We start from the raw sequence: 14924 nt of genomic DNA, 5'->3' as shown, positions 1-14924 counted from the left end.
CATGTTCACGGTTTATCATTCCAATCAGCTGGATTTATTGAAAACGCTGACCAGCGCGCTGATAGCCAGAGATCCGTTGGCCGATCCTTTTCAACAGGAAGTGGTACTGGTGCAGAGCCCCGGCATGGCGCAATGGCTGCAAATGCAGCTGGCGGAACAGTTCGGCATCGCCGCCAATGTCGCGTTTCCGCTGCCGGCGACCTTCATTTGGGACATGTTCACCCGGGTATTGCCGGATATCCCGAAAGAGAGCGCCTTCAGCAAGGACGCCATGACCTGGAAGTTGATGTGGCTGCTGCCGGAGATGCTGACCCAGCCGGCGTTCGCGCCGCTGCAGCACTATCTGACCGATGACGGCGACAAGCGTAAAATCCACCAGTTGGCCGGCCGGGTAGCTGACCTGTTCGACCAATACTTGGTTTACCGCCCGCAGTGGCTGGAGAGCTGGCAGCGCGGCGAGCGCATCGACGGTCTGGCGGAGGCGCAGCAATGGCAGGCGCCGCTCTGGGTGCGTCTGGTGGAATACACGCGCGAGCTGGGGCAGCCTGAATGGCATCGCGCCAATTTGTACAGTCGCTTTATCCACGCGCTGGAGCAGGCGACAACGTGTCCGGCCGGTTTGCCGCCGCGGGTGTTTATCTGCGGTATTTCAGCGCTGCCGCCGGTTTATCTGGAGGCGCTGCAGGCGCTGGGGCGGCATATCGATATCCACCTGATGTTCACCAACCCCTGCCGCTACTATTGGGGCGACATTCAGGATTACGCTTTCCTGGCCCGCTTGCAGAGCCGCAAGCGTCGTCACTACCATCAGGCGCGCGAACAGGGGTTGTTTCGCGAGCCTGGCGACGCGGCGCATCTGTTTGACGCCGAAGGGCAGCAGCAGCTCAGCAACCCGCTGCTGGCCTCCTGGGGCAAGCTGGGGCGCGATCACCTCTATCTGCTGTCGCAGATGGAGGGGGCGCAAGAGGTCGACGCCTTTGTCGATATCCCGGCCGATACCATGCTGCACGCCGTTCAGCGCGATATGCTGGAGCTGGAAGACCATGCGGTAATCGGCATTACGGCGGATACGCTGGAAAGCAGCTTCAGCAAGCGCCCGCTCGATCCGCAAGACCGTTCCCTCAGCCTGCACGCCTGTCACAGCCCGCAGCGGGAAGTGGAGGTATTGCACGATCGGCTGCTGACCATGCTGGCGGAGGATCCCTCGTTGACGCCACGGGATATCATCGTGATGGTGGCGGATATCGACAGCTACACGCCTTACATTCAGGCAGTGTTCGGCAATGCCCCTGCCGAGCGCTACCTGCCGTTCGCCATTTCCGACCGTAAGGCTCGCCAGGCGCATCCGGCGCTGCAGGCGTTCATTTCTCTGCTCGATCTGCCGCAAAGCCGCTTTACTTCGGAGCAGGTGCTGGCGCTGCTGGAGGTGCCGGCCCTGGCCGCCCGTTTCGCCATTGGCGAAGAGGGGTTACGCCTGCTGCGTCATTGGGTGGGTGAATCCGGCGTACGCTGGGGCCTGGACGACGATAACGTGCGCGAACTGGATCTGCCCGCCACTGGCCAGCATACCTGGCGCTTCGGCATTACGCGCATGCTGCTCGGCTACGCGATGGACAGCAATGCCGGCGATTGGCAGGGCATTTTGCCTTACGACGAGTCGAGCGGGTTGGTCGCCGAACTGGCGGGACAACTGGCGGATCTGCTGGCGCAGCTCAGCCATTGGCGGCAAATCTTGAGCGAGGCGCGCTCGCTCGACGCGTGGCTGCCGCTGTGCCGGCAACTGCTGGATGCTTTCTTCGTTGCGGACAGCGACACCGAAGTGGTGCTGGCATTGATCGAGCAGCAATGGCAGCAGGCCATCAATTTTGGCCTGGCGGCCCGCTATCCCGATGAGGTGCCGTTGACCATTCTGCGCGACGATCTGGCGGCGCGGCTCGATCAGGAGCGCATCAGCCAGCGCTTCCTCGCCGGGCAAATCAACTTCTGCACGCTGATGCCGATGCGCTCCATTCCGTTCAAGGTGGTGTGCCTGCTGGGTATGAACGACGGCGTGTATCCGCGCACGCTGCCGCCGCTGGGCTTCGATCTGATGGCGCAACAGGTCAAACGCGGTGACCGCAGCCGCCGCGATGACGACCGCTATCTGTTCCTGGAGGCGATTCTGTCCGCGCAACAGCGGCTGTATATCAGCTTCATCGGCCGTTCCATTCAAGACAACAGCCCGCGCTATCCTTCAGTATTGGTGACCGAGCTGCTGGAGTACCTCGAACAAAGCTATTGTCTGCCGGGAGATGAAGAGCTCAGCGCGGACGACAGCGCCCAACGGGTTGGCGAGCACTTGTTGACGTGGCACGCGCGCATGCCGTTCGCCGCCGAGAATTTCTTGCCGGGCTCGGAGGAGCAAAGCTATGCCGCCGAGTGGTTGCCCGCCGCCGACGGGCGTGGCGCGGCGCATCCGGCCTTTAACCAACCGCTGCCCGCCGAGGCGTTGCAGCAGGTCTCGTTGGATGAGCTGCTGCGGTTTTACCGTCATCCGATTCGCGCCTTCTTCCAGCTGCGGTTGGGCGTCAGTTTCATCCTGGAAGAGACCGAACTGCCGGACGAAGAGCCCTTCACGCTGGATAATCTCAGCCGCTACCAATTCAACAGCCAACTGCTGAATACCCTGATCGACGGCGACGATCCCGAGCGGCTATTCCAGCGGGTGCGCGCCGCCGGTGGCTTGCCTTATGGCGCTTTCGGCGAAATCTATTGGCAAAAGCAGCAGGAAGAGATGAGCGAACTGGCCGAGCAGGTGCGTGCGGAGCGCACACCGAGCCATAGCCTGGAGCTGGATATCGAGATAGCCGGCGTGCGCCTCAGCGGCTGGCTGCATCAGGTGCAGGATGACGGCCTGCTGCGCTGGCGGCCCGCCACGCTATCGGCGGTGGACGGCATATTGCTGTGGTTGGAGCATCTGGTGTACTGCTGCGCCGGCGGCACCGGCGAGAGCCGCATTTACGGCCGCAAGAACTCCGCCTGGCGCTTTGCCGCGCTGGCTCCTGAAGATGCGCAAGCGCAGCTGGCGGAACTGCTGGCGGGCTATCAGCGCGGTTTGTGTCAGCCGCTGTTGCTGCTGAACAAGAGCGGCTGGGCATGGCTGAGTCAGTGCTATCAGCCGGAAACACAGCAAATCGACTGGGAGGAAGAAGCGCAAATTAAGGCCCGCGCCAAATTGCTGCAGGCTTGGCAGGGCGATCAGCGCATTCCCGGCGAAGGGGAAGATCCCTACGTGCAGCGAGTGTTCCGACAGTTAGACAATGACTACTTAGCGCAAATACTGGCCGAAACAGAGCGTTATCTGCTGCCGGTGGCGCGACATAACCTGGGGTAACAATCCCCCGGTGGTGCTGTGCGGCGCGAGGTGGTAAAAATAACGAAGGTTATATTCAACCATTGGGGTGATTCCCGGTCTTACATAACGTACAGGCATATACCCGCCGTTTCTCAGGCCGACACACTGGCGGAGAACTCGGCGAGTACAGATTTGGTTATGTGATTTTGATGCACGTCGCCAACGTCAAGGAGTGGGCGTAGCGACGTCGGAATAGGGGTTTATTTTGGATATGCGCAGACAGTTGGCCCGTATCGCCGGGCTGGTATTATTGGCTATGTGTTGGGCGCCGTTGAGTTGGGCCGCGCAAGGATGGCAACCGCTGGCGGAGAAGATCAACAAGAGCGAGCACGATCCGCGCCAGTACGAGGCGATCAAGCTGGCTAACGGCATGACGGTGCTGCTGGTGTCAGACGCCCAGGCGCCGAAGTCGCTGGCGGCGCTGGCGTTGCCGGTCGGTTCTCTCGAAGATCCGAACAGCCAACTGGGGTTGGCGCACTATCTGGAGCATATGGTGCTGATGGGCTCCAAACGCTATCCAGAGCCGGAAAACCTGTCCGAATTCCTGAAAAAGCACGGTGGCAGCCACAACGCCAGTACGGCCTCTTATCGCACCGCCTTCTATCTGGAAGTGGAAAATGACGCGCTGGAGCCGGCGGTCGATCGCATGGCCGACGCCATTGCCGAGCCGCTGCTCGATCCGGGCAACGCCGATCGCGAGCGCAACGCGGTGAATGCCGAATTGACGATGGCGCGTTCGCGCGACGGCATGCGTATGGCGCAGGTCGGCGCGGAAACTCTTAACCCGGCGCACCCAAGCGCGCGCTTCTCCGGCGGCAATCTCGACACGCTGAAAGACAAGCCGGACAGCAAGCTGCACGATGAACTGACCGGCTTCTATAAGCGCTACTATTCCGCCAACCTGATGATGGGCGTTTTGTACGGCAATCAGCCGCTGTCGCAGCTGGCTGACATTGCGGCGAAAACCTTTGGCCGCGTGCCGAATCACGACGCCAGCGTGCCGCCGATCACCGTGCCAGCCGTCACGCCGGAACAGCAAGGCATCATCATTCACTATGTCCCGGCGCAACCGCGCAAGCAGCTGAAGATCGAGTTCCGCATCGATAACAACAGCGCCGCGTTTCGCAGCAAAACCGATACCTACATCAGCTACCTGATCGGCAACCGCAGCAAGAACACGCTGTCCGACTGGCTGCAGAAACAGGGGTTGGCGGACGCCATCAATGCCGGCGCCGATCCGATGGTGGATCGCAACGGCGGCGTCTTCGCCATCAGCGTTTCCCTGACCGACAAAGGCCTGGCCAAGCGCGACGAGGTCGTCGCCGCCATCTTCAATTACCTGAAAATGCTGCGCAGCGAAGGCATCAAGCAGAGCTACTTCGACGAAATCTCGCATGTTCTGAACCTGGACTTCCGTTATCCCTCGATCACGCGCGACATGGACTATATCGAATGGCTGGTGGACACCATGCTGCGCGTGCCGGTTGAGCATGCGCTGGACGCGCCTTACCTGGCCGATCGCTATGATCCTAAGGCGATCGCCGAACGCCTGGACGCCATGACGCCGCAAAATGCGCGCATCTGGTTCGTCAGCCCGGATGAACCGCACAACAAGACGGCCTATTTCGTCAATGCGCCTTACCAGGTCGACAAAATCACGCCGCAGCGCTTCACGCAGTGGCAGCAACTGGGCAGCGGCATTTCCCTGTCATTGCCAGCGCTCAACCCGTACATTCCGGATGACTTTACCCTGACCAAGCCGTCGCACGAGTTCAAAAAGCCGGAAATGGTGGTGGATAAACCCGGTCTGCGCGTGCTGTACATGCCGAGCCGCTACTTTGCCGACGAGCCGAAGGCCGACGTCACCGTCGCTTTCCGCAACGCCAAAACCATGGATTCCGCGCGCAACCAGGTATTGTTCTCGCTGACGGATTATCTGGCCGGCCTCGCGCTGGATCAGCTGAGTTATCAGGCGTCGGTCGGCGGGTTGAGCTTCTCGACCTCACCGAATAACGGTCTGATGTTTAACGCCAACGGCTTTACCCAGCGTCTGCCGCAGTTGCTGACTGCGCTGATCGAGGGCTATTCCAGCTTCACGCCGACGGAAGATCAGCTGGCGCAGGCCAAGTCCTGGTATCTGGAGCAGTTGGACGCCGCCGAGAAGGGCAAGGCGTTCGAGCTGGCCATTCAGCCGGTGCAAATGGTTTCACGCGTGCCGTACTCCGAGCGCAGCGAACGCCGCGAAGTGCTGAAGACGCTGACGCTGAAAGACGTGCTGGCCTATCGCGACAGCCTGCTGGCCGAGGCCACGCCGGAGCTGCTGGTGGTGGGCAACATGAGCAAGCAACAGGTCGATACGCTGGCGTCGACGCTGAAACATCGCCTGGGCTGTACCGGTATTGAATGGTGGCACGGCGAAGACGTGGTGGTGGACAAGAATCAGTTGGCCAACCTGCAACAGGTGGGCAGCAGCACCGATTCGGCGCTGGCGGCAGTCTATGTGCCGACCGGCTACGACGAAGTGACCGGCATGGCCTACAGCTCGCTGCTGGGGCAGATCATTCAGCCGTGGTTCTACAGCCAACTGCGCACCCAGGAGCAATTGGGGTATGCGGTCTTCGCCTTCCCGATGTCGGTGGGGCGCCAGTGGGGCGTCGGCTTCCTGCTGCAGAGCAACAGCAAGCAGCCGGCCTACCTGTACCAGCGCTATCAGGATTTCTACCCGAAAACCGAGAAGCGTCTGCGTGAAATGAGCGAGGCCGATTTTGAGCAATACAAACAGGCGCTGATCAATGAACTGAAGCAGCGGCCGCAAACGTTGAGTGAGGAAGCCAGCCGGTTCGCCAACGATTTCGATCGCGGCAATTTCGCTTTCGATACCCGGCAGAAGCTGATCGCGCAGGTGCAACAGTTGACGCCGGCCAAACTGGCGGATTACTTCCATCAGGCGGTGATCCAGCCGCAAGGATTGGCGGTGCTGTCGCAGGTCAGCGGCAGCGGGCAAGACAAGGCGGACTATGCGGCGCCTAAGGATTGGGTCACCTATCCGAACGCCTCTGCATTGCAGCAGATCCTGCCGCGCAAAGTGGCGACGCCATGACGGAAGTTGCCCCGCAGAGGCTGGAGCCGCTGACGTTACCGCTGTTCGGCGAACGCCTGATCGAGGCGTCGGCGGGCACCGGAAAAACCTTCACCATCGGCGCGCTGTACCTGCGTTTGCTACTGGGCTTGGGCGGTGAAGCAGCGTTTCCCCGTCCGCTGACGGTCGAAGAAATCCTGGTGGTGACCTTTACCGAGGCCGCCACCGAGGAACTGCGCGGGCGCATCCGCGACAATATCCACGGGCTGCGCATCGCCTGCGTGCGCGGTAAAGACGCAGAATGCAAAAATCTGCTATTTATCGAATTGATGGAAGAAATCGACGATTTGAGCGACGCCGCCTCACAGTTGCTGGCGGCGGAGCGGCAAATGGACGAAGCGGCGATCTACACCATCCACGGTTTTTGCCAACGGATGTTGACCCACAACGCTTTCGAGTCCGGCATGCTGTTTGAACAAACGCTGGTGCAAGACGAATTGCCGCTTCGGCGGCAGGCCTGTGCAGATTTCTGGCGCCGTCATTGCTATCCGTTGCCGCTGGGCGTGGCGCGTGCGATCAGCCAGGAGTGGAGCGGCCCGGAAGCGTTGCTGGCAGATCTTTCCGGTTATCTGCACGGCGAAGCGCCGGCGCTGCGTCGGCCGCCGAAAGACGAAGAAACCGTATTGATGCGCCATGAGCAGATCGTTGCGCGCATCGACGCCATCAAGGCGCAATGGCGGGCGGCGGCGGGCGATCTGGAGGCATTGATCGCTCAGTCCGGCGTCGATAAGCGCAGCTACAGCAGCAAGCACCTGCCGAACTGGCTGAACAAGGTCGGCGAATGGAGCGGGCAGGAAACCCAGGATTACCAGTTGCCGAAGGAGTTGGACAAGTTTCGCCAGTCGGTGCTGTTGGAGAAGACCAAGAAAGGCGAACCGCCGCGCCATGCGCTGTTTACAGCGATCGACGAGCTGTTCGATGAGCCGTTGACGTTGCGTGATTTAATCATGGCGCGTGCCCTCAGCGAAATCCGCACCTCCATTCAGCAGGAAAAGCGCCAGCGCGCCGAGTTGGGTTTTGACGACCTGCTCAGCCGGTTGGACGGCGCCCTGCAAAGCGGCGGTGGCGAACAGCTGGCGCAGGCGATCCGCCAGCGTTACCCGGTGGCGATGATCGATGAATTCCAGGATACCGATCCGCAGCAATACCGTATTTTCCAAAAGCTTTACGTCGGCCGGCCCGATTGCGGCCTGCTGTTGATCGGCGATCCCAAGCAGGCTATTTACGCCTTTCGCGGAGCCGACATCTTCACCTACATGCGTGCGCGTTCAGAGGTGAGCGCCCACTATACGCTGGAGACCAACTGGCGCTCGTCGCCGTCGATGGTCGCCAGCGTCAATCACCTGTTTTCTCAGGTAGAAAAACCTTTCCTGTTCGGCCAAATCCCCTTTATCGAGGTCAACGCGGCGGAAAAGAACCAAGGGCTGGCGTTTGAGCTGCACGGCAAGCCGCAACCGGCGATGCAGTTCTGGCTGCAGCAGGGAGAAGGCGCAGGTGTAAGCGATTACCAACAGCTGATGGCGCGCCTGTGCGCCACGCAAATTCGCGACTGGCTTAGCGCCGGGCAGCAGGGGCTGGCGCGGCTGCATGGCGGCAAGGAATCTCGGCCAGTACAAGCCTCCGATATTACGGTGCTGGTGCGCAGCCGGAATGAAGCGGCGTTGGTGCGTGATGCGCTAAGCGCATTGTCCATTCCGTCGGTCTACCTGTCCAACCGCGACAGCGTGTTCGACACCCCGGAAGCCAAAGACCTGCTGTGGTTGCTGCAGGCGGTGTTGGCACCGGAGCAGGAACGCACGCTGCGCAGCGCTATGGCCACCGGGCTGATGGGGCTGGATGCGCCGACGCTGGACGGCCTGAGCCGCGATGAGCGCGCCTGGGACGCGCTGGTTAACGAATTCGATAATTACCGCACGCTTTGGCTGCGCCGCGGCGTATTGCCGATGCTGAGCGAGGTGATGAAAGCGCGCCAGCTGGCGGAGAACCTGTTGGCCAGCCCCGGCGGCGAGCGGCGTTTGACCGATGTGCTGCATCTGGGAGAGCTGTTGCAGGAGGCTGCGGCGCAGCTCGACAGCGAGCATGCGCTGGTGCGCTGGCTGGCGCAGCAGATCGCCCAGCCCAATCGCCAGTCCGACAATCAGCAGCTGCGGCTGGAGAGCGACCGGCATCTGGTGCAGGTGATCACTATTCACAAGTCCAAGGGGCTAGAGTTCGATCTGGTGTGGTTGCCGTTCGTCGGCAATTTCCGCCAGCAGCAGCAGGCGCTGTATCACGATCGCCACAGTTTCCAGGCGTTGCTGGATCTCGATGCCAATGAAGAGAGCCAGGCCTGGGCGGAGGAGGAGCGCTTGGCGGAAGACCTGCGTCTGCTGTACGTGGCGCTGACCCGCTCGGTGTACCACTGCAGCATCGGCATCGCGCCGTTGTTCCAGGGCACGCGCAAGAAGCAGGGCGATACCGATCTGCACCGCAGCGCATTGGGTTATCTGGTGCAGGGCGGGCAGCCCGGCGACGCCGTGTATCTGCAGGAGCGCCTGCAGCAATTGGCGGGTGGCGGCATTGCGCTGTCGCTGGTTGAATCGCCGGACGAGGCGCCCTGGCAGCCCCAGACGGCGTTGGCCGAAGCGCTGGCGGCGAAAAGCTTTACCCGGCGGATCCAGGATTTTTGGCGGGTGACCAGCTATACCGGTTTGCAGCAGCACGGCGCGAGCCTGATGCAGGATCTGCTGCCGCGTCTGGATATCGACGCCGCCGGCGAGCGGGGGGAAGAAAGTGAGCCAGCGCTTACACCGCATACCTTCCCGCGCGGCGCGACGCCCGGCACCTTCCTGCACAGCCTGTTTGAAACGCTGGACTTCACCCAGCCGCTCGACGAACAGTGGCTGCTGGAACAGCTGCAACAGCAAGGGTTCGCTGAACACTGGCAGCCGATTTTGCTGACGTGGATGCAGGTGTTGCTCAACACGCCGCTCGATGGCAGCGGCGTGACGCTGGCGGCGCTAACGCCGCAGCACAAGCAGGCGGAGTTGCAGTTCTATTTGCCGATTAACCGGCTGTTGCAGGCGCAGGATCTCGATGCTCTGGTGAAGCGTTACGATCCGCTTTCCGCTCGCTGCCCGGCGCTGGATTTCCATCAGGTGCAGGGCATGCTGAAAGGCTTTATCGACCTGGTGTTCTGTTGGCAGGGCAAATACTACCTGCTGGACTACAAGTCCAACTGGCTGGGGGAAGACAGCAGCGCTTATACCCGGCCGGCGATGGAGCAGGCGATGGCGGAGCATCGTTACGATCTGCAATACCAGCTCTACACGCTGGCGTTGCATCGCTATCTGCGTCATCGGCTGCCGGATTATGATTACCGGCGCCACTTCGGCGGGGTGATTTATCTGTTCCTGCGCGGCGTGGATGCGGCGCACCCGGGCAACGGCATTTTCACCTGTCTCCCCGAATTTGAGCTGGTGGCGGGAATGGATCGCTTGTTCAGCGGCGAAGCTGCGGCGGCGGAGGAAGAATCATGATCGCACTGCTGGAGCAGGCGGTGGTGCTTGGCGCGCTGCGGCCGCTGGACGTGCAGTTTGCCCGCGTGGTGGCGAGCGAAGACGAACCCGATATTTTGCTGGCCGCTGCCTGCCTGAGCGCAGAGGCAGGGGCCGGTCACGTCTGCCTGATGCTGGATCAACTGCAGGCGGACACCCTGTTTGAAGGGCGCCAGCCGGCGCTGGCGCTGGCGATGTGGGAAGCCGCCGGGCGACCGGATAGCGCGCGTTGGCAACAGCGTTTGGCGGCCAGTGCGGCGGTCGGAGACGGCAGCGGCGCTACGCCGTTGGTGCTGCGCGGGCCGCGTTTATATCTGCAGCGCATGTGGCAAAACGAAGGTGAAGTGGCGGCGTTTATCGGTGGTGAAGGCGAATCGCTGGCGGTGCCGGAGGCGGAGCTGCGTGCCATTCTCGATCGCTTGTTCGGCGCGGCGAGCGACGAGCCCGACTGGCAGAAAATCGCCGCAGCGGTGGCTGCAACGCGGCGTATTGCGGTCATTTCCGGCGGGCCGGGCACCGGTAAAACCACCACCGTCGCCAAACTGTTGGCGGCGCTGGTACAGCTGGATGAAAGCGCTCGCTTGCGCATTCAGCTGGCGGCGCCGACCGGCAAGGCGGCGGCGCGCCTGACGGAGTCGCTCGGCAGCGCCAGCCGCCAGCTGGCGCTGGCCCCGGCGCAGCAGGCGCTGTTCCCGACCGAGGCGGCGACGCTGCACCGTTTGTTGGGGGCGCAGCCGAACAGCCAGCGCATGCGCTATCACCGCGGCAACCGGCTGCATTTGGATGTGTTGGTGGTGGATGAGGCCTCGATGGTCGATCTGCCGATGATGGCGCGCCTGATTGCCGCGCTGCCCGACCAGGCACGGGTGATTTTCCTTGGCGACCGTGACCAGCTGGCCTCGGTGGAGGCCGGTGCGGTGTTGGGGGACATTTGCCGTTTTGCCGAGCAGGGATACAGCGATGCGCGCGCGGCAGAGCTGAGCCGCCTGACCGGTTGTGCGATCAAAGGGCGGCAGGCTGACGCAGAAGCGGCGGTGCGTGACAGCCTATGCCTGCTGCGCAAGAGCTATCGCTTCGATGCCCGCTCCGGCATCGGCCAACTGGCGTTGGCGGTTAACGCCGGTGCCGGGGATCGCGCGCTGGCGGCACTAAACGGCAGTTTCGGCGATGTCGCGGGCTATGCGCTGGCGACGAGTGAAGAGTATCAGGCGCTGTTGGATGCCTGCGTAGCGGGCTATCGCGATTCTCTACGGCTGACCGCCGAAGGCGCGGACGCAGCGACGGTGCTGGCGGCCTTTGGCCGTTTCCAGGTGCTGTGCGCGTTGCGTGAAGGGCCGTTCGGCGTCGCCGGCCTGAACGAGCGCATTGAGCTCGGGTTGCAGCGCGCCGGTCTGATCGACCGTAAGCCGGGCGTGCTCGGCCGCTGGTACCGAGGGCGGCCGGTGATGATCGGCCGCAACGACAGCGCGCTGGGGCTGTTCAATGGGGATATCGGCATTACGCTGCCGGATGAACAGGGGGAACTGCGCGTGCATTTCCAACTGCCGGACGGCAGCATCAAATCGGTGCAGCCGAGCCGTTTACCGGCGCATGAAACCGCCTATGCCATGACGGTGCACAAGTCCCAGGGATCGGAGTTTGACCATACGGTCCTGGTATTGCCGAATCACTTCTTGCCGGTGCTGACGCGCGAGCTGGTTTATACCGCGATCACCCGTGCGCGCAAGCAGCTCTCGCTGTACGCTACGGAGGCGGTGCTGTTGCGGGCCATTCGCACGCCGACCCAGCGTCGCAGCGGGCTGGCTGAACGGCTGCAGACAGCGGAATAAGCGGCAAAAGGGCGCGGCAAGGAACGGCCGCGCCCGCAGGGATTACAGATCGGCCAGCAGGATTTTGGAACGGCGCTGGTAGTTGTACAGCGCCTGTTTTTGCATCGGCAGCACGTCGACCTCCGCCGGAGTGAATCCGCGTTCCTGGAACCAGTGGATGCTGCGGGTGGTCAGCACGAACAGCTTCTTCAACCCCATCTGCCGCGCCTGGTTTTCTACCCGCTGCAGCAGCATTTCGCCGCGCGAAGAGCTGCGGTAATCGGGATGCACCGCCACGCAGGCCATTTCACCGATTTTTTCCTCCAGGAACGGGTACAGTGCCGCGCAGGCGATAGTCAGGTTATCGCGTTCGATAATGGTGAATTTGTCGATCTCCATCTCCAGCTGTTCACGCGAACGACGCACCAGGATGCCCTGCTGCTCGAGCGGCCGGATCAGCTCCAGGATGCCGCCGATGTCGTTGATCGTCGCCCGGCGCACCTGTTCGGCACTCTCCATCACGATTTGGGTGCCGATGCCGTCGCGCGAGAACAGTTCCTGCACCAGCGCACCGTCTTCCTGATAGCTGATCAGGTGGCTGCGGCGCACGCCGCTGCGGCAGCCTTTCACCGCGCCGCGCAGGAAACGCACGGTACCGGAATGGTAATCGCCGCCTTCCTCCAGCTCTTCAAGGCGCTTTTGCGCATCGTTGGGGAACAGCTCGGAAAGGATATTGCCTTCGGCATCGGTTACGCCCTGCGAGGAGCAGAAACCGATCATTTTTTCCGCTTTCAGTTTGATCGCCAACTGGGTAGCCACTTCTTCTGACGTCAGATTGAAGCTCTCGCCGGTGACCGAAACCGCGACCGGGCCGATCAGCACGATGGCGTTGCTGTCGAGCTGACGGTGGATTGCGTCTTCATCGATGCGGCGAATGCGGCCGCTGTGGCAGTAGTCGATGCCGTCATCGACGCCCAGTGGTTGCGCGATGATGAAGTTGCCGCTGACTACGTTGATATGCGCGCCTTGCAACGGCGTGTTGTTGAGGCTCATCGACAGCCGGGCGGTGATGTCGAGCTGCAGCAGGCCGGCAGCCTGCTTGACCAGTTCGAGCGTATGGGCGTCGGTCACGCGGGTGTGTTTGTGGTAGATCGGCTCATAGTTATGCTGAGCCAGATTGGCGTCGATTTGCGGCCGCGCGCCGTAAACCACCACCAGGCGAATGCCCAGGCTATGCAGCAACCCGATATCGTTGACGATGTTGGAGAAATTCTCGTGTTCGATGGCTTCCCCGCCGAGCATGATGACAAACGTCTTGCCGCGGTGGGCGTTGATATAGGGGACTGAGTGACGGAATCCTTGCACCAGCTCTGTACTACGTTCCTTCACGGCCAAACCTCTTTGCATATTTATACGGTATTTTTGTATTTTTATTCTTTTATTGTGCCGATGGCAAGTGGGAAATCGTCATGAAGAGTGCGCTAAGGGCGCTAAATCGTTAATAAATTGAAAAACCATAAAAAGATTTTCTGATGACAGGGCTGGAATGATTGGTTAAAGTTTTCGGCATCCCCATTTCATTGGTGTTTTTTTCATCTGTTGTAAACAGCTATTACTGCCGGAGCCGCATGCCAAACTCTAATCACAATCTGGGCCGCCGTCGTTTATTACAGGGCGTTGCCGCCAGCTGGTTGCTGAGTGTGAGTCGTACGGGCTTCGCCGCATCATCGCACGTGATCGCCGTGCGCGTCTGGCCATCCTCCACCTATACCCGCGTCACGTTGGAATCCAACGTCGAACTCAAATACAAGCAGTTTGCGCTGACCAATCCCGATCGCGTGGTGGTGGATATTGAAGGCGTTCACCTCAACAGCGTGCTGAAAGGCATCGCCGGGCAGGTGCGCGCCGACGATCCTTATCTCAAGCAGGCGCGCGTTGGCCAGTTTGATCAGAATACCGTGCGGCTGGTGCTGGAGCTCAAACAAAGCGTCAGCCCGCATATTTTCACGCTGGCGCCGGTGCCGGAGTATCGCAACCGTCTGGTGATGGATCTCTATCCGACCAAGGTCGGCAGCGGCGGTGAGGAGTATGATCCGCTACTGGCGTTACTGGAAGATTACAACAAGGGCGATCTGGAGCGCACGCTGCCGCCGGAAGCGCCGCAGGCCGGCAAGGCGGGGCGCGATCGGCCAATCGTCATCATGCTGGATCCTGGCCACGGCGGCGAAGATCCCGGTGCGATCGGCAAGTACAAGACGCGCGAGAAAGACATCGTGCTGCAGATTGCCCGCAAGCTGAGCGCCATGATCAAGCGCGAGCCGAACATGAAGGTGTTCATGACGCGCAACGAAGACGTGTTTATCCCGCTTAAGGTGCGCGTCGCCAAGGCGCGCAAGCAGCGTGCGGACCTGTTCGTTTCGATTCACGCCGATGCCTTTACCAGCCGCGCGGCGCGCGGTTCATCGGTGTTCGCGTTGTCCACCAAGGGCGCCACCAGTTCGGCGGCCAAGTTCCTGGCGCAGACACAGAACGCGTCGGACCAAATCGGCGGCGTCAGCAAGAGCGGCGACCGCTATCTCGACCACACCATGTTCGATCTGATCCAGACCGCGACCATCAACGACAGCCTGAAGTTCGGCAAGGAAGTGTTGAATCGGATGGGCAAAATCAACCGGTTGCATAAGAATCGCGTCGATCAGGCCGGTTTTGCGGTGTTAAAGGCGCCGGATATCCCGTCGATCCTGGTGGAGACGGCGTTTATCAGCAACATCGAAGAGGAGCGCAAGCTGCGCACCAGCCATTTCCAACAGCAGGTGGCGGAGTCGATTCTGGCGGGTATTAAGGCTTATTTCGCCAACGGCGGCGCGTTGGCGAGCCGATAACGGCAGGGCCGGGCGCGAGTCCGGCTATTTTCGCGGATTGCAGATACAAAAAAACACCCGTCAGGGTGCTTATCTGTTGTCATCAAGAGTTGGTTGCGGGGGCCGGATTTGAACCGACGACCTTCGGGTTATGAGCCCGACGAGCTACCAGGCTGCTCCACCCCG

6 protein-coding genes are annotated in these 14924 nt (G+C 61.3%); 5 read left to right on the top strand and 1 reads right to left on the bottom strand.

Annotated features, from left to right (window positions below):
• The first annotated feature begins 1 nt into the window (after position 1).
• From recC to recD, 4 genes are all read left to right on the top strand, one after another.
• Entirely contained in the window at positions 2–3373 is a 3372-nt protein-coding gene (recC, locus tag ACRAWE_RS15560; RefSeq protein ID WP_154747475.1) for an exodeoxyribonuclease V subunit gamma, read from the top strand.
• 232 nt (positions 3374–3605) lie between these two features.
• Positions 3606–6494, top strand: coding sequence for a pitrilysin (ptrA, locus tag ACRAWE_RS15555; protein ID WP_432525685.1), 2889 nt, complete (start codon positions 3606–3608; stop codon positions 6492–6494).
• Complete coding sequence (recB, locus tag ACRAWE_RS15550) at positions 6491–10051, top strand: exodeoxyribonuclease V subunit beta (protein WP_432525593.1); 3561 nt, start codon at positions 6491–6493, stop codon at positions 10049–10051. Before ptrA ends, recB begins: the two co-directional genes overlap by 4 nt.
• On the top strand, positions 10048–11898 hold the full coding sequence (recD, locus tag ACRAWE_RS15545; RefSeq protein ID WP_432525592.1) for an exodeoxyribonuclease V subunit alpha: 1851 nt from the start codon (positions 10048–10050) through the stop codon (positions 11896–11898). The genes recB and recD overlap by 4 nt, the downstream gene beginning before the upstream one ends.
• Positions 11899–11940: 42 nt before the next feature.
• Here the strand turns inward: recD and argA are convergent, their stop codons facing one another.
• Positions 11941–13284 carry an amino-acid N-acetyltransferase gene (gene argA / locus ACRAWE_RS15540; RefSeq protein WP_154747479.1) on the bottom strand — a complete coding sequence of 448 codons (1344 nt, stop codon included), beginning with the start codon at positions 13282–13284 and terminating at the stop codon, positions 11941–11943.
• Positions 13285–13505: 221 nt separating this feature from the next.
• Here argA and amiC point away from each other — a divergent pair, with 221 nt between their 5' ends.
• Positions 13506–14759, top strand: coding sequence for an N-acetylmuramoyl-L-alanine amidase AmiC (gene amiC, locus ACRAWE_RS15535; RefSeq protein ID WP_019455729.1), 1254 nt, complete (start codon positions 13506–13508; stop codon positions 14757–14759).
• Positions 14760–14924: the final 165 nt, after the last annotated feature.

The organism is Serratia sp. BFP-2025, assembly GCF_050880365.1.
GTDB classification, from domain to species: domain Bacteria; phylum Pseudomonadota; class Gammaproteobacteria; order Enterobacterales; family Enterobacteriaceae; genus Serratia; species Serratia surfactantfaciens.
This window is presented reverse-complemented; position numbering and strand designations above follow the sequence as displayed.